The organism is Nostoc sp. C110 (genome assembly GCF_043099725.1).
Classification (GTDB): domain Bacteria; phylum Cyanobacteriota; class Cyanobacteriia; order Cyanobacteriales; family Nostocaceae; genus Nostoc; species Nostoc muscorum_A.
In genome coordinates, this window is record NZ_CP171148.1 from 3,915,957 (window position 1) to 3,930,140 (window position 14,184).

Genomic DNA, 14,184 nt, shown 5'->3' on the forward strand with positions numbered 1-14,184 from the left:
CACGAATATCAATGTTATCAGACTTGCTATTAAGAGTCAATAGTCATTTGTCATTTGTCATTAGGCGTTGGTTTTTTATAAAACACTCAGGACTAAGGACTAGGGACAAATGACTAATTTTTTAAAGAACTTGCGATCGCATCCAAGCTAAGGGCAAGGTGCGTAACTTTTTCCACTGGGGAACGAAAGCCCGCCGACTGAACACATCGTAATCGTTGCGTTCAATCACCTCCAAAATCTGGCCGTACAGCATTGATGCTGCCCATACAGGCCAACGGGCATCGGATGCTAGATAAGTTATTCCCTGGTTTGAAGTGGTATAGAATTGGCGGGCCCGTTCAATTTGAAAGCGCATCAGCGCCCGCCAGCGATCATCTACCACACCTTTGAAGAAGTCTTGCTCGGTGTAGTTGAATTTTTCCAAGTCCTCAAGGGGAATGTAGATTCGCCCCCGTTTGGCATCTTCTCCGACATCCCGCAGGATGTTAGTGAGTTGATTGGCAATTCCCAGAGCGATCGCTTCTTCTGTGGGAAGATATGGTTGTTTGTTCTGATGCCACGGAGCGGTGTATAGGGTGCTATCTACACCCATCACTTCTGTTGACATTAAGCCAACAGTGCCAGCAACGCGGTAACAGTAGAGGTATAAATCCTCAAAGGTTTCATAACGACTGCGATATAAGTCCATACGCTGACCGGCAATCATATCCCGAAAGGGCTGAATGTCCATCGGAAAGCGCTGGAGGGTATCAACTAAAGCGACATCGTAATTTTCTAATGGTCGTCCCGCAAAAATCGATTCCAGCTGCTGTTCCCATAGGTCTAGGGTTTCTGGCGTGGTAATAGCAGATGCGGGCCCATCCACTAATTCATCTGTACGGCGACACCAAGCGTAAATTGACCAAATAGATTGACGTTTTACCGGACTCATGAGCAAAGTACCCAGGTAAAAAGTCTTGGCATACTTTGCTGTGAGATGTCGGCAAAGTTTGTATGACTCGTCTACAGAGACCAGCGTTTTCATGCGCGGGGGGGAATCAGGCAGTTGCAGCATTCGTTGCGGGCGGTCGGGTGAGCGTTTGCAGGTTTGAGGAATTTGCTACCGGGAGAGCCTCAGAAATTGCCTGCGCTGTCAGCTTACCAGAAAGTACGGCACCTTCCATACTGCCTAAGTAGCGTTGCATGGTATAACTTCCGGCGAGATAGAAGTTGGCAATGGGCGTAACTTGTGCGGGACGGTACTGTTGACGACCAGGGGTCGCTTTGTAAACTGAACGCGGCGTTTTCACCACATGAGATTTTAGCAACGTTGCTGGATTGTCTCCCCCAAAGTGGTCTGGGAAAAGTTTTTCCAATTCAGCAAGCGTTGCAGCCACAATCTCCTCATCGGATTTGGCAATCCAATCTTTTGCCGGAGCTAGAACTAATTCCAGCATTGAGCGATTGGGGTTGGCGTATTCACGGCAGGTATTGCTCATATCAGCATAAACGCTTAGGAGGGGCGATCGCGAAAAAAGTAGGTGATCAATTTCTGTAAGTTTCCGGTCAAACCACAGATGGAGGTTAATCACTGGTACTCCTTCTAAACCTTCTAGCTTTTGAAAAAACTCCATAAGCTTCCAAGGTTTAGGCAACATCACCTTTAAGGGGTCAACTGAGATGGCAGATACATACGAATCAGCTGTAATAACTTCATCTTCAGCCCCATTTAACCCTCGAATCAAGTATCCCTTCACCGTGCCATCGGCGTTGAGCAAAATTTCTTTCAAGGGGGCATTTAGCCGCACTTCTCCACCGCGTTCTGTAATGTAATCTACAATCGGGCTGCATAGACGTTCTGTGGGAGAACCATCTAAAAATGCAATCTTGGAGCCATATCGTTCTTGCAAAAAACGATTTAGTGCAGTTAAGAGAATCGTTGCTGAAACTTCATCAGGATTGATAAAGGTGAGTGCTTTACATGCGGCGATAAAAACGTCACTAGTTACCCGCTCATCAACACCTTGCCTTTTCAACCACTCTAAGAAGCTATATTTGTCCATCTCTTCGACATACTTCTGACCCCGAACCACTGCGGGAAGTAGACCAACGGCAAATCGAATCTTCTGCTCCCAAGTCAACATGTCTTTGTTGCGAAGAATCGATGCTATGACGTTGAAAGGAGATGGAATATCTGGAACATCAAAACGTGAGAGTGTTCCAGGCTTGTCTGGTTGATTAAAAATCAGTGTATGCTCTTTCCACTGGAGTCTATCTTCAATGCCCAACTCCTTGAGCAATTGGAGCATATTAGGATATGCCCCAAAGAAGGCGTGTAACCCGGTTTCGTACCAGTCGCCGTCAGAGTCTTTCCACGCCGCAACCAGACCACCCAGTACGTCCCGGCTTTCCAAGACAATGGGAGTATGACCTGCGTCCGTGAGATATTTCGCGCAGGAAAGTCCTGCTAGACCAGCACCCGCGATCGCTACTCGCATTTAACCCTAATGCCCTTCAATATTTCTTAACGGTTTTATCGTTCTCATTATACGTTGCAATCTGTTACATTTGACGGTTATTGTGCGATCGCTTCCCCAAAAAACTTTGATCAAAGGGAATTTTACCTACGCACAACTGCCCAACAAAATTACTAATACCATTGTTGGCAATAGGTTTTAGCAAGTATTTCATCTAGATTTAGGTGCAGAAAATTTAATGAGACAAAAGTAATTCCTTTGACAGGAAATAGGTAATCTCAAAAGTAGTTGATTTCTTTGGTAATCCGTGCATCTAAATCTGAGAAAATATCTAGGGTACTGGTTATAGATTGCTATTAAACACCTCAGTTAGGTAAAAGATTATGAGTGGTTCACAGGAGCTAAAACACTTTGGAAATCACCTGATTTTAGGTATTTCCGGCACTACACTAAGCGATGACGATAAACGCGTACTCAGTGAATTAAAGCCGATTGGGGTGATATTTTTTGCTAAAAACTTTTTGGATGGCGCTCCATATCAAGTTTGGCTAGAAAGCTTCAAGGATTTAAACAGCCAGATACGAGAATATGCTGAACGTGATTCAATGTTTATGACTCTGGATCATGAAGGAGGTCGTGTCATTCGCACACCAATGCCAATTACGCGATTTCCTCATGCATTGTTGTTGCGATCGCACGCCCGCGAAGTAGCAAAAGCCACAGCTACAGAACTAAAATCATTGGGAATAAATTTATCCTGGGCTCCTGTAGCAGATGTTTTTTCCCATCCCCACAACCCTGTCATCGGGCCTCGTGCCTTCGGTAACACTCCCGAAATCGCCGCAAAAGATGCCCGTGACTACTACCTTGGACTTCAAGAATCAGGAATTTTGGGATGCGCCAAACACTTCCCCGGACATGGAGACACTAGCAAAGACTCTCACATTGAGCTACCAATACTGGATTTAACTTTAGAAGACCTGCGACTTCGAGAACTCATACCTTTCAAAGCCCTAATCGAAGTACAGATTCCTTTAATCATGACTGCCCATATTTTATTTCCTAGGATAGATGCAGATTTACCAGCAACATTATCCCAGCCTATTCTCAAAACCATACTTAGGGAAGAACTTGGCTTTCAGGGAGTGGTTGTATCTGACGACTTGGATATGAAAGCGATCTCAGATATGTTTATGAAAGCTGGTACTGTGGCGCGATCGTTTAATGCAGGCTGCGATCTATTTATTGTCTCGCGCAATATCAACTCTTCATCTATAGAAAGAACTTATCAGATTACTGAAGATTTCGTAGATTCCCTCAGTAAAGGCAGCTTAGACGAATCAGTAGTGGAAGCAGCCAGAGAAAGAATTGAGAAACTACTAGCAGTGACACCGCAATATCCCGTAGAAATTTTGGATAGAGATATACTATTGCAACATGCTCAATTAGCGATCGCTAGTTCCTATTCATAACCCAACCCGCATTCAAGTTGCATATTAGCGATTGCCAAAAGGCTAACTAAGATTGCATTTCTTAATTTTGAATTTTAAATTTTAAATTTTTAATTGTTTTAGTGGGTGGTATAGGGGTCGAACCTATTTCTGCGAGTTAAAAGCTCGCTGCACAGCCGGTATGCCAACCACCCTAGTTAATTTGAAAAAGAAATGAGCAAGTGCGATCGTATTACATCGCAAATGTTGTAACACCAACACTAGATATAAATCCACCGGGGAGGTACTGCCCCTCCTATTTCTGTGTTATCAGCACAGCGCCTCACTTTTCGGCTCCAGGTGGAAAAAGAGGAAGATGGAGGAATCGAACCCCTACAGTTGCCTGTACTCCAAGGTTCAAGCTTGGTTGCCGTCCATTCAGCAGCATCTTCCATTGAGGGGTATCTGACGGGGCTTGAACCCGCTTTGACTGGTTCCACAAACCAGCGCCTTGACCACTTTGGCTTCAGATACCATCAGTGGAATCAATGGGAATTGAACCCATAACCTCCTGCTTGCAAGGCAGGCGCTCTATCCATTTGAGCTATGACCCCATATTTGGTGGATACTGGTCGGAATTGAACCGACATTTTTCTAACAGCCAGTTAGACGCTTTACCAATTAAGCTACAGACCCATAAGGCGGGAGTGGTAGGACTTGAACCCACAACTTTCGAGGTAGAAGCTCGAAGCTCTATTCCATTGAGCTACACTCCCAATATTTGGTAGTCCTGGCAGGATTTGAACCTGCAACCTCTTGCTTGTAAGGCACTTGCTCTACCGTTGAAGCTACAGGACTACGCAAGCGAGTGGAGGGAGTTGTTCTCGTAGCGTTCTCGTTCGCGGAGCGTCCCAGAGGGAAGAGTACACACGCACTGAGTATGGCGTACTCAGATGCTACCGATTACATCACACCCGCATCAAGCTGGTAACAGGAATTGAACCTGCAACCTACTGATTACAAGTCAGTTGCTCTGCCAATTGAGCTACAGGGGCAAAAATTAAAGAATATCAATCACATCTAAAGCTTGGAATATTGTTTTTTTGCCCAATAACCTCTAGGCGGTTTTTCAATACCGTAAGCTTTACACCATTTTTCCACCGCCTTGTCACTTACACCAAAATCTTTTGCTATTTGAGAAGTTGGTTTAGTCCAAATCATTTTTTCTAGTTTTTCTTTAGAAGGTCTTACAGTTCTTCTACAGGCTAATTTAGAACATTGCTGAGAACAGTAAGTATCTTGATCTGGGCTAGTTAGTAATTTGCCACAGTACGAGCAAGTTCCGTGTGCAAATTGACAACTATAAATGCCATCTCCATTGTTAATAAGTTGTCTTAGTACTAATGGTATTTTGTGCCAGCGATCGCGACTTTCTGCACTATCAAACACTAAGACGCTAATGAAACGCTCGTTAGCCTCAATCTCATTTATTGATTCTGCGAATTTTAACTTTCGCTCTAAATCTTTATGAGCCTTGCCTGCATGGTTATCAGTCAAAGCGTGACAGTTAGGACATAATAGTAGGAGATTTTCCAATCTATTGTCATGCCTATCTCCATTGATATGATGAAGCTCTAAAGGAATAGTACTATCAAGCCAAGTGTCAGTGTGACAAGACTCACACTTTGGAACTTTAATACCATCCCTAATGAGCTTGAGTTTCAAACTATGCGTCTGAATAGTTGACCCTTTGTAACAGTAATCACTTGCTGGCTTTAGCCTATTTGATTTGCGTCCTTGTCCACCTTTATTTCCTTTATAGACAATGTTCAATTTAGCTAGATAAAAGTCTAAAGTAAGAGGTTTGCAATTTAATTGACGACAAATAAAAGCTTTAGAACGATGATCGTCAATCCATTGCCTAATTTGTGCTTCTTTTTTTAGGATGTCATTTCTTCTCATACCTCCATATTATGTCATACGCACGTTATTTATTTTTTAATAAGTATGCCCTTAATTTTATGTTGGATGCAGGAATTGGGGTTGAACCAACCTCTCCTTGATTCAGAGTCAAGGCGACTTGCCAATCGTCCATCCTGCAATGAATGGCTGCCTCAGTAGGACTCGAACCTACAACCGCACGGTTAACAGCCGCTTGCTCTACCATTGAGCTATGAGGCAACGAAGCCCCCCAGGTCGGAATCGAACCGACGACCTCCTGTTCTTGTCTTTCAGACACGCTACGCGAACAAACAGGCGCTAACTACCAACTGAGCTACCGAGGGATAGAAGAAGAGATCATGTAACGAGCGAGAGCGGAGGGAATCGAACCCTCAAATCTTCAGTTTCGTAGACTGAGATGTTATCCAGTTACACCACACTCTCAAAACGGAGAGAACAGGATTTGAACCTGCGACGGGTATTAATTACCCGCTTCCTCTTAGCAGGAGGACGCTTTTAGCCACTCAGCCACCTCTCCATAGTGGGTCGAGCAGGTGCTTCCCGCAGGGTACCTGCGTGCAAAAAAGAACAGTTTTACAGACTGTCGCCTTCAACCAGACTCGGCCACCGACCCATAAATCATTCCCTCGACGAGAATTGAACTCGCATCTGTGCTTTGAAAGAACACTGACTTAACCATTCGTCCACGAGGGCATAATTGACTGAATTTTAGATTTGGGATTAACTTTTTTAATCTAAAATTGGCAATCTAAAATCCAAAATTGTCTGACACAGGGACTAGGATTTGAACCTAGAACATCGGATTTGGAGTCACGATGTGTTGCCGTTACACCATCCCTGCATTTGGTGGCAGTGGCGGGATTTGCACCCGCATATACCAGGGTATGAACCTGGGGCTTTGCTGGTTAAGCTACACTGCGATCGCACCAGAGGTCAGGGCGGGATTTGAACCCGCGCTAATCGGTTTTGCAAACCAACGCCTTACCAACTTGGCTACCTGACCATTTGGGAGTCCCGACGAGATTCGCACTCGCAATCTTCAGTTTGAGAAACTGACGGCTTAAACTATTCGCCTACAGGACTACAACCAGGGTGACGGGATTTGAACCCGCAACTTTTCCGCAGACAACGGAACGCTCTAGCCAATTGAGCTACACCCCGATTTTTAAATCTGTGCTTAAAAATTGAGTTTTTAGGCACAGATTTTGTTGGTGAACTTGCCCATTTCTTATTTAGTTTTCAAGGTTCAGAAAATTTACTGTTAGAAACTGTTAGGAAAACAATGACTCTTGGGAAGCTTGTTTTTCGCTCCACTACATTTATACTACAAAATACTACAAAAGGTGTCAAGGGGTTTCAGAAAGTTTTTTTGAAATTGTCTAGAAGAGTTTCTGCACCTAGGTTTGAACTTACTTAGCCCCTCTGAAAATTCAAACTACAGTTATGCTTGGGTGAGTTTTTAAAAGCCTGACGTGACAGACAACTACCTCAAGCGACAACAGATAATTAGTATTGTCGCGATCGCCTCTAATATTACAGCTTGTAGTATTGCTCCAGGCACTTCCCCTCAATTGGGGTTGAACCAGCCAGTGAGCAAAAGCCACACTGTACAAGTTCAAGATCCAGCAAAGGGCCTAGTTAATGTCCAACTACCGCCATCAGCTAAAGTAGAAAACCCTACATTTACAGTCCCAGCTAAATTTCAGGGAAAAACAGTTTATAAGGTTCAACTCAGCAGCAACGAAAAGGTTATTGCTCTGAGCATTGATGATGGGCCTTGGCCAAAGACAACCCTAGAAATGCTGGATATCCTCAAGCAAAATGATGTTAAAGCAACATTCTTTTGGGTAGGACAAGCTTTACAAGCAAATCCCGACCTAGCCAAACAAGTGGTGGTCGAGGGACACGCCATTGGCAACCATACTTGGCATCATTGGTATCGGCGAATGGATGAAGCCACAGCTAAGAGTGAGATTGATCGCACATCTGACCTGATATACAAAACTACAGGAGTGAAAACTGCTCTGTTTCGTCCTCCTGGAGGTTTTTTAAACAACGGATTAGCTGCTTATGCGAAAAGCCAGAAAAATGCTGTCATTATGTGGTCGTTAACTTCAGCTGATACCGATCCTCACGCCAAACCGCAAGCATTTGTAAATAATGTCTTGAAAGGCGCGAAACCAGGTTCTATTGTTTTGATGCACGACGGTGGTGGCGATCGCCGAAGAACAGTAGAAGCTTTGCCACAAATCATCAGTGGACTCAAACAGCAAGGCTATCGATTTGTGACAATTCCCGAACTGCTACAAATGGCGCAATAAAGGGTGAGAATTTCTCACCCTACTATTTCGTTTATTCACTCATGACAGAAGCACAAGCTTGAGCTTCCTGCCAAAGTTTGTGCAAAAAGAACTCAGCGCGATCGCTCATAGTGGTGAAAAACACACCTACAGCATCCTTAGAACTATCTGATAGCCAAGAACCTTGCAGAGTGACTTCCATATATTGGGTATCAGAGGCACACAGAGCAATGATTTCTCTGTCATCTCTTTTTACCTCAGCCTTAAGCACTTCTACTCCTGGCAAATCCACAGGAAGCAAAAAGGAAGCAGTACTGGGTTCAATGCACAAACTTTGCCCAACTCGCAGGGCCAAAATCACTCGCTGCGCTACCCATTCTTCTAGCGACAGAGTGAGACATTCCAAATCAAAACTGCTTTCAGTGTAAGTTAATTTCAGCATTCCTTATGCTCTCCTGCTATTCCAGGCTTCCTTGCATATCTATCCAAAACTGTTCGGCAAAAGAAATCGCGGGGTGAATTGGCGCTTTTGGTTTGGTACGTAATTGCATACCAGACTCAAATAAGGTGCGATCGCCTTTACGGGAGTTACATCTCTCACAAGCTGTGACTACGTTATCCCAAGTGTGAGAACCGCCTCTTGAGCGCGGCATCACATGATCTAGTGTTAGATGCTTGCCGCTACCGCAATATTGGCAACTGTGATGATCTCGCCGTAAAACTTCCCGCCGATTCACTGGCGGAACTTTCCACATCCGCTCATTAGAAGTGATTGTTAAGCGAATATGTTTTGGTACATCAATTACCAAGTTAGGTGAGTGAACTCGCCATCCGCTTTCTGTGGTAAAACCTAACGGTTGAGCTTTGTTGGTTACTAACAGCACAATCGCCCGCTTGATATTGATCCGACACAGTGGCAAGTAATTTTGAGAAAACACCACCACAGATTGCTCTAACACTTGCATTGCGTTCGCGCCGCGCATTGTTTGCATAGCGGACGCACCAGAAGATATCGTCACAGCTTCACTCCTTATAAAAAAACCCCCGCTTCCTGTTTGGGTGAAGCGGGGGTTATAATTGACCGGAAAACTCTCTGGTCTCATATTGGTACGGCATTCCTTTGCCTGTACCCCCCGCTTTCTTTATCTAGTTGTGGTTTCGCAATCAACCCACTTATGCTGAGATGTCTAAAATCATAATTACCCTCTGTGATTTGCCCATAATTTCGGCTACCATCGCCCATAAATAAATACTCCACTTCCATAGCAGCTGATTCCCAACTGGCTCGGCAATTGGTAGGGCACAAAATTGAAGTAAATATGGGGAAAATGGATTTCACAGAAAATTTCACCTATTGAACATTCCTTTAAACATACTACACTTGTATTACTATCCTGTCTATAGTTTCAAGGAGAAATAGTGATGCATACGATCGCCCGCACCCCAACCACCGATATGGAAGTTACCAGCATCCGCCTAGAGCGAGAACTCAAAGATAAGCTCAAAGAAATAGCTGGAAATCAGGGATATCAAGCTCTGATTCGAGATATTCTTTGGAATTATGTCCAACAAAAATCAGGTGAATGGAAGCCTCGATTTTCCCGAGCGGACATTCGAGCTAGCATAGCAGCCACAGCCCAGCAAGAAGAACGTTGTGTACTAACAGGTCAACTAATTCAACCCCAAGAACCAATGCTGTTAGGGCTGACGAGAAATGGCGATATGGTTCCTCTGAGTGTCGAGAGTTTGGCTGGATAGTCTTAATTCAGGCAATGCAGCCTAGTTATTTTATTTAAGGCTGACGTACAAGAGATGCTGCAACCCCCTTAAAAAGGGGGCTTTTAAGATACCCCCTGTTTAAGGGAAGCTAATTGCTCAACTTAGGATACCCAAGTTGAGCAATTGGTGTTTGTTAGGGGGTAGTGGGGCTACGCAAACGAAGTTTCAGCTTTTCAGTACGTAAGTCTTATTACTGAATAATTGGGCTGCATTCAGAATTTAGCTTTATTTTCTCTAATCAGTAAAACTTATTGTTAAGATTTGTAGCTTATTGAAGAAGAATTCAGAAGTCAGAATGGGCTAAACGCCCCGCTACCGCTAACAGGAGTCAGAATAAATCAGTCGGGGATTCAGACCCGCGACTGATTAAAGACCACCAAATCGTAGATTTAGTGGGGGTCTTAAACCCGGCTATTCAGACGCTCTCTACGAGACGCTGCGCGAACGTGGACTCGCTTTAAGCGAAGCCATGCCGAAGGCTTTACGCTGCGCTATCCGCCACTCGCACAGAATTCATTCTCAATTCTGACTCCTGACTCCTGAATTCTGTTCGATAAAAGGAAATTCTGAGGGGATACGAATTTTATATTTTAGATTTTTTGGTTCATACCCCGCTCTGAGCTAAGAGAGTAGTCTCTTTCAATCCAAAATCCCAAATCCAAAATTGGTTTGACGCTCTGGCTTAGTTATATTTGATTGAAAGCAACACAGAGCAAAGGATAGCTGCTTAAAGGACTAAAATAAAAACAAAATTTTACAAAAATCTTAAAATCAATCCAGTGTTTTTACGGTCATGACTGGGGGATTTTCTTGAGATTCCAGAGAATTTACGGTTTATGTATACTTACAGACAGGATATTCTAAATCAAAGTTAGTTAATTATCTCAATATAAAGAAGATAAAGCAGCCAAAAATAATCAGGCTGGGTCATTTTAGAATATCCTAAGTATCTCACTACCTATGTAGCAATTTGCTTTATATAGCAGCAACTTGGCCATCTGCCATAGAAAAGGGCTATAACAGGTGAGAGAAAGTATTCATATAAGATTTGTCAATTATCAAGGTGTCGCAACACAACTAACGGTGAAGAATATGCCAATGGGTTGGGTGCAAAAACAATGGATTTATTATCCAAGGGCGTGCCAAGAATGAAAAAGCCTTTATGGTCGCCGACACAGTACGTAGATGACATAGATCGACTACAAACTTACAAAGTCAAGCTGATGCAGCATCAGGAAGAAACTGCCCACCAGTTGGTACAAAAGATTAACCAAATCATTGCCAATACCTCAACTACGGCTTTGATGTTGCAAGATATTGCCCAATTGCTAGGAACTGCTTTTGAAGTAGATTGTTGCTGCTTAGTTTCAGTAACGAGTGAAACATCTGACGAAGCAAGTACTATGAATTGGTGTGCCGATCAATATATGGGGTTGCCACATCCAGAAGAAATGTTTTCGATGGAACAATTGCTTATGCACTCGCCAGTGCTGCAATGTGCTGCTGAACCATTGACTATTGAAGATATTTCCATCATTCAGAAGAGTTTGGTAATTGGCTGTCAGTATTTACCCCTACCCATAAAAGCTGTTTTGGCAATTCCCACCAGGTTTGGTGGAAATAATAATGGGGTGATTAATCTGATTAAATTCCAACCTTATGATTGGAGTGAATCAGAAAAACAACTGCTAAAAGAAGTAGAGTCTGCTTGTGCGATCGCTTTTTCTCAAGTGGCGCAAGCTAAACTAATTACTCATCAACAACAATATCTTCAAAAAGGCGATCAGTATCAAAGCTTGATCAAGCAATTAACATTACTGAGTCGCAGTAACTTAGAGCTTAATCAAATGCTCCAGTTAGTTATCGCCTCTACTGCCGAATCTCTACAGGCAGATCGAGGTTTACTTATACTACTAAAATATACCGATCCACTATTTAGGACTCAAGCTAAAAAACAAATTCCGAAAGCGAAAGCTAGAGTGGTTGGTGAATGGGCGAAGGCAACACAAATTTGTCGCACTACTAAACCAGAAACCTTAGAACAGCAGTCTTTTTTGCTTTCGGAATGTGGTTTGTGCCAGCGTCCCTTCATAGATACTGGAAAAGCAGTAATCTTTGATAACTATACAGAGCAAAATGATACTTCGGTAGCTGCTCCATTATTTGCGATCGAGCAATTGCCTGCCGTCTTATTAGTGCCGTTAGAAAGTCAAGGTAAAATCTTAGGATTTTTGGTGCTACAGCAAGCTACTACTCGCAGTTGGCAAGCAGCCGAATTAAATCTTGTGGAAATGGTTTGCGCTCAAGTAAGCAACGCCATAATTCAGTCACAGACATTGCGTCAAGTACAAACTTTGGTAGATGAGCGGACAGCGAAACTCCAGAGTAGTCTAGAACTCCAGGCAAAGTTGCATGAAAGAACCCGGCAATATGTTGAGCAACTGCGGAAACTCAATGAACTCAAAGATGAATTTTTGAGCAACATGAGCGATCGCTTGCGCTATCCTTTGACAAATATGCTGATGTCCATTCGGAACTTACGTTTGCCAGGAATCGCACCAGAGCGTCAAATTAGATACATGGATATCCTAGAGCAGGAATGCACAAAGGAAATCAACTTGATTAATGACTTGTTGACACTCCAGAAACTAGAGTCGCCTCACGAAGCTCCACAATTAGAATCTATAGATTTAAATACTAGAATTCAGGATATAACAGTAGCTTTTGAGAAGAAACTCGCAGAGAAGGGATTAAAGATTTCTGTAGATTTACCAGAAGAATCGCTAAAACTGCAAACGGAACTGGAGAGTTTTGACCGCATCCTGCAAGAGTTGTTAACTAATGCCTGTAAATACTCGCAGCATGATACCACCGTCCATTTAGAAGCTGTTCACCGAGTCGATCAACAAATCGATCAAGTTATCATAAAGGTGACGAATACAGGACATGCCATCTCCCAAGAAGAAGCAACCTACATCTTTGACAAATTCCGTCGTGGAAAAGGGCGTTGGACTCCAGGGACTGGCTTGGGACTTGCTCTAGTCAAGTCTTTAGTGCAGCATTTGAATGGAGCGATCGCAGTTGAAAGTCTCCCAATCTTGGATTCTGAACAGAGCGAAATTTGCTTCACCCTGACTCTGCCCCAATTTTCTGACGAAAGCAAACCATAATTCTTAATGTGACTAAAGAACAGAACCCAACAGAGAACCTTGATTTCCAGTCTCCTAGTGATGACACCAATCTTGAAGGAGATTTGAGCGCTGATCTAGTCGCTTTGGCAGCTAAGGTAGAAGTTCAAATTCAGAAAATAGCAGAGCGACAGCGACAAATCAGCGCCAAAGTCCAAATCCCCCAACCGGTGGAAAAAATTTGGAAGGTTTTGACAGATTATGAAGCCTTACCTGACTTTCTCCCCAACCTCGCCAAGAGTCGTCTAATCGAGCATCCCAATGGTGGAATTAGACTGGAGCAAGTAGGCTCCCAGCGCTTACTAAATTTCAACTTTTCGGCGCGGGTGGTTCTGGATTTGGAAGAATGCTTCCCCAAAGAAATTAATTTTCGGATGGTAGAGGGAGATTTTAAAGGTTTTTCTGGTAGCTGGTGTTTAGAGCCTTATTCCCTTGGTGAGTATATAGGAACAAATCTTTGCTACACAATTCAAGTTTGGCCTAAACTCACCATGCCAGTGGGAATCATTGAAAACCGCCTGAGTAAAGACCTACGGTTGAATCTTGTGGCTATTCACCAACGTGTAGAAGAGTTAGCCACCAAAAAACCGTATATATAATTAAACGCTCGTTCAAAAATAATCCTGAACGAGCGTTTTAATTTATCAACTTGTAGAAAGACACGCTTCTACTTTTTTAAGTACCCCCAGGGGAATTCGAATCCCCGTTACCTCCGTGAAAGGGAGGTGTCCTAGGCCTCTAGACGATGGGGGCATCGGACTCAGACCTTTTATAAAATAACTAATTTCCTAGCTGTTGTCAACAGCTTTTGCGAAAAAAAGTTTTTGGCAGCTAAACTGGGTGGTGGCTAAAGCTTGAAAAGGATACAAAGAGATGGAGAAACAAAAAGGATTTCGTAGAAGCTCCTGTGGGAAGCCGCAGGGTGCATCAACATCTGGTGCTGGTAACTTCGAGAGAAGCTCAGATAGAAAAAACGGTAAATTCTGCCAAGGACAAAAGGGTATGATGTTGTACCCTGTAGAGTTAATATCTACGATTTTTTACCAAAGATTTTGAAATAAATCGCTCA

At 43.4% G+C, this 14,184-nt stretch carries 12 protein-coding genes and 21 tRNA genes; 6 read left to right on the forward strand and 27 right to left on the reverse strand.

The annotated features are described in order from the left end of the window. Nucleotides 1-121: 121 nt before the first annotated feature. From crtB to ACFFRD_RS22105, 3 genes are all read right to left on the reverse strand, one after another. A complete protein-coding gene (gene crtB, locus ACFFRD_RS22095; protein WP_012409300.1) occupies nucleotides 122-1,054 on the reverse strand; it encodes a 15-cis-phytoene synthase CrtB in 933 nt (310 codons plus the stop codon). Beyond that, complete coding sequence (gene pds, locus ACFFRD_RS22100) at nucleotides 1,038-2,477, reverse strand: 15-cis-phytoene desaturase (protein WP_163931636.1); 1,440 nt, start codon at nucleotides 2,475-2,477, stop codon at nucleotides 1,038-1,040. The genes crtB and pds overlap by 17 nt, the downstream gene beginning before the upstream one ends. Before the next feature lie 64 nt (nucleotides 2,478-2,541). Beyond that, nucleotides 2,542-2,670: a hypothetical protein gene (locus ACFFRD_RS22105; RefSeq protein WP_265578564.1), complete on the reverse strand. Its 129-nt coding sequence runs from the start codon at nucleotides 2,668-2,670 to the stop codon at nucleotides 2,542-2,544. A 169-nt stretch (nucleotides 2,671-2,839) separates the two neighbouring features. Between ACFFRD_RS22105 and nagZ the strand changes: the two genes are divergently transcribed. Continuing rightward, nucleotides 2,840-3,928, forward strand: a complete 1,089-nt coding sequence (nagZ, locus tag ACFFRD_RS22110) for a beta-N-acetylhexosaminidase (RefSeq protein ID WP_392477465.1) — start codon at nucleotides 2,840-2,842, stop codon at nucleotides 3,926-3,928. 102 nt (nucleotides 3,929-4,030) lie between these two features. Here nagZ and ACFFRD_RS22115 read toward each other — a convergent pair. From ACFFRD_RS22115 to ACFFRD_RS22215, 21 genes are all read right to left on the reverse strand, one after another. Beyond that, nucleotides 4,031-4,101 (reverse strand) — tRNA-Lys (locus ACFFRD_RS22115). Between the two features lie 155 nt (nucleotides 4,102-4,256). Beyond that, a tRNA-Ser gene (locus ACFFRD_RS22120) sits at nucleotides 4,257-4,339 on the reverse strand. A gap of 7 nt (nucleotides 4,340-4,346) precedes the next feature. After that, nucleotides 4,347-4,420 (reverse strand) — tRNA-His (locus ACFFRD_RS22125). A gap of 6 nt (nucleotides 4,421-4,426) precedes the next feature. Beyond that, nucleotides 4,427-4,500, reverse strand: a tRNA-Ala gene (locus tag ACFFRD_RS22130). 5 nt (nucleotides 4,501-4,505) lie between these two features. Further along, nucleotides 4,506-4,582: transfer RNA gene (locus ACFFRD_RS22135), tRNA-Ala, on the reverse strand. A gap of 6 nt (nucleotides 4,583-4,588) precedes the next feature. Next, nucleotides 4,589-4,662 (reverse strand) — tRNA-Arg (locus tag ACFFRD_RS22140). A gap of 6 nt (nucleotides 4,663-4,668) precedes the next feature. Continuing rightward, nucleotides 4,669-4,744 (reverse strand) — tRNA-Val (locus ACFFRD_RS22145). A 127-nt stretch (nucleotides 4,745-4,871) separates the two neighbouring features. Then, nucleotides 4,872-4,935 (reverse strand) — tRNA-Thr (locus ACFFRD_RS22150). A 31-nt stretch (nucleotides 4,936-4,966) separates the two neighbouring features. Further along, nucleotides 4,967-5,848, reverse strand: coding sequence for a hypothetical protein (locus ACFFRD_RS22155; RefSeq protein ID WP_392477466.1), 882 nt, complete (start codon nucleotides 5,846-5,848; stop codon nucleotides 4,967-4,969). A gap of 63 nt (nucleotides 5,849-5,911) precedes the next feature. Continuing rightward, nucleotides 5,912-5,987, reverse strand: a tRNA-Gln gene (locus ACFFRD_RS22160). A gap of 5 nt (nucleotides 5,988-5,992) precedes the next feature. Beyond that, a tRNA-Asn gene (locus ACFFRD_RS22165) sits at nucleotides 5,993-6,067 on the reverse strand. A 6-nt stretch (nucleotides 6,068-6,073) separates the two neighbouring features. Next, a tRNA-OTHER gene (locus ACFFRD_RS22170) sits at nucleotides 6,074-6,171 on the reverse strand. Between the two features lie 25 nt (nucleotides 6,172-6,196). Next, nucleotides 6,197-6,271: transfer RNA gene (locus tag ACFFRD_RS22175), tRNA-Arg, on the reverse strand. A gap of 4 nt (nucleotides 6,272-6,275) precedes the next feature. After that, nucleotides 6,276-6,365, reverse strand: a tRNA-Ser gene (locus ACFFRD_RS22180). 4 nt (nucleotides 6,366-6,369) lie between these two features. Continuing rightward, a tRNA-Tyr gene (locus ACFFRD_RS22185) sits at nucleotides 6,370-6,461 on the reverse strand. A gap of 8 nt (nucleotides 6,462-6,469) precedes the next feature. Further along, nucleotides 6,470-6,540: transfer RNA gene (locus ACFFRD_RS22190), tRNA-Glu, on the reverse strand. Nucleotides 6,541-6,617: 77 nt separating this feature from the next. Then, nucleotides 6,618-6,689 (reverse strand) — tRNA-Trp (locus tag ACFFRD_RS22195). A gap of 3 nt (nucleotides 6,690-6,692) precedes the next feature. Then, nucleotides 6,693-6,768, reverse strand: a tRNA-Met gene (locus ACFFRD_RS22200). A 10-nt stretch (nucleotides 6,769-6,778) separates the two neighbouring features. Continuing rightward, a tRNA-Cys gene (locus ACFFRD_RS22205) sits at nucleotides 6,779-6,851 on the reverse strand. 3 nt (nucleotides 6,852-6,854) lie between these two features. Then, nucleotides 6,855-6,931: transfer RNA gene (locus ACFFRD_RS22210), tRNA-Glu, on the reverse strand. 4 nt (nucleotides 6,932-6,935) lie between these two features. Further along, nucleotides 6,936-7,009: transfer RNA gene (locus ACFFRD_RS22215), tRNA-Asp, on the reverse strand. Between the two features lie 311 nt (nucleotides 7,010-7,320). Here ACFFRD_RS22215 and ACFFRD_RS22220 point away from each other — a divergent pair. Beyond that, nucleotides 7,321-8,169, forward strand: a complete 849-nt coding sequence (locus ACFFRD_RS22220) for a polysaccharide deacetylase family protein (RefSeq protein ID WP_392477468.1) — start codon at nucleotides 7,321-7,323, stop codon at nucleotides 8,167-8,169. Nucleotides 8,170-8,200: 31 nt separating this feature from the next. On the opposite strand, the gene ACFFRD_RS22225 is transcribed toward ACFFRD_RS22220, so the two are convergent. Both ACFFRD_RS22225 and ACFFRD_RS22230 read right to left on the reverse strand, forming a co-directional pair. Further along, complete coding sequence (locus ACFFRD_RS22225) at nucleotides 8,201-8,590, reverse strand: alr0857 family protein (RefSeq protein ID WP_012409304.1); 390 nt, start codon at nucleotides 8,588-8,590, stop codon at nucleotides 8,201-8,203. A 16-nt stretch (nucleotides 8,591-8,606) separates the two neighbouring features. Beyond that, nucleotides 8,607-9,113 (reverse strand): HNH endonuclease, encoded by a 507-nt coding sequence (locus tag ACFFRD_RS22230; RefSeq protein ID WP_114083778.1) that lies wholly within the window; start codon nucleotides 9,111-9,113, stop codon nucleotides 8,607-8,609. Between the two features lie 457 nt (nucleotides 9,114-9,570). On the opposite strand from ACFFRD_RS22230, the gene ACFFRD_RS22235 reads away from it, so the two are divergent. The 3 genes from ACFFRD_RS22235 to ACFFRD_RS22245 all read left to right on the forward strand — a co-directional run bounded on the left by ACFFRD_RS22235 (nucleotide 9,571) and on the right by ACFFRD_RS22245 (nucleotide 13,714). Next, nucleotides 9,571-9,906: a hypothetical protein gene (locus ACFFRD_RS22235; RefSeq protein WP_012409307.1), complete on the forward strand. Its 336-nt coding sequence runs from the start codon at nucleotides 9,571-9,573 to the stop codon at nucleotides 9,904-9,906. Nucleotides 9,907-11,075: 1,169 nt separating this feature from the next. After that, nucleotides 11,076-13,097: a GAF domain-containing protein gene (locus tag ACFFRD_RS22240; protein ID WP_392483140.1), complete on the forward strand. Its 2,022-nt coding sequence runs from the start codon at nucleotides 11,076-11,078 to the stop codon at nucleotides 13,095-13,097. 8 nt (nucleotides 13,098-13,105) lie between these two features. After that, complete coding sequence (locus ACFFRD_RS22245; protein ID WP_114083736.1) at nucleotides 13,106-13,714, forward strand: SRPBCC family protein; 609 nt, start codon at nucleotides 13,106-13,108, stop codon at nucleotides 13,712-13,714. Nucleotides 13,715-13,795: 81 nt separating this feature from the next. Here the strand turns inward: ACFFRD_RS22245 and ACFFRD_RS22250 are convergent. Then, a tRNA-Glu gene (locus ACFFRD_RS22250) sits at nucleotides 13,796-13,868 on the reverse strand. 120 nt (nucleotides 13,869-13,988) lie between these two features. On the opposite strand from ACFFRD_RS22250, the gene ACFFRD_RS22255 reads away from it, so the two are divergent. After that, nucleotides 13,989-14,171, forward strand: coding sequence for a hypothetical protein (locus tag ACFFRD_RS22255; protein WP_392477470.1), 183 nt, complete (start codon nucleotides 13,989-13,991; stop codon nucleotides 14,169-14,171). The last annotated feature ends 13 nt before the right edge of the window (nucleotides 14,172-14,184 follow it).

Excerpts from the sequence above, each read along its gene's own strand:
- crtB (WP_012409300.1), bottom strand. The coding sequence starts at position 1,054 with ATGCTGCAACTGCCTGATTCCCCCCCGCGCATGAAAACGCTGGTCTCT.
- pds (WP_163931636.1), bottom strand. The coding sequence starts at position 2,477 with ATGCGAGTAGCGATCGCGGGTGCTGGTCTAGCAGGACTTTCCTGCGCG.
- ACFFRD_RS22105 (WP_265578564.1), bottom strand. The coding sequence starts at position 2,670 with ATGAAATACTTGCTAAAACCTATTGCCAACAATGGTATTAGTAATTTT.
- nagZ (WP_392477465.1), top strand. The coding sequence starts at position 2,840 with ATGAGTGGTTCACAGGAGCTAAAACACTTTGGAAATCACCTGATTTTA.
- ACFFRD_RS22155 (WP_392477466.1), bottom strand. The coding sequence starts at position 5,848 with ATGAGAAGAAATGACATCCTAAAAAAAGAAGCACAAATTAGGCAATGG.
- ACFFRD_RS22225 (WP_012409304.1), bottom strand. The coding sequence starts at position 8,590 with ATGCTGAAATTAACTTACACTGAAAGCAGTTTTGATTTGGAATGTCTC.
- ACFFRD_RS22230 (WP_114083778.1), bottom strand. The coding sequence starts at position 9,113 with ATGCAAGTGTTAGAGCAATCTGTGGTGGTGTTTTCTCAAAATTACTTG.
- ACFFRD_RS22235 (WP_012409307.1), top strand. The coding sequence starts at position 9,571 with ATGCATACGATCGCCCGCACCCCAACCACCGATATGGAAGTTACCAGC.
- ACFFRD_RS22240 (WP_392483140.1), top strand. The coding sequence starts at position 11,076 with ATGAAAAAGCCTTTATGGTCGCCGACACAGTACGTAGATGACATAGAT.
- ACFFRD_RS22255 (WP_392477470.1), top strand. The coding sequence starts at position 13,989 with ATGGAGAAACAAAAAGGATTTCGTAGAAGCTCCTGTGGGAAGCCGCAG.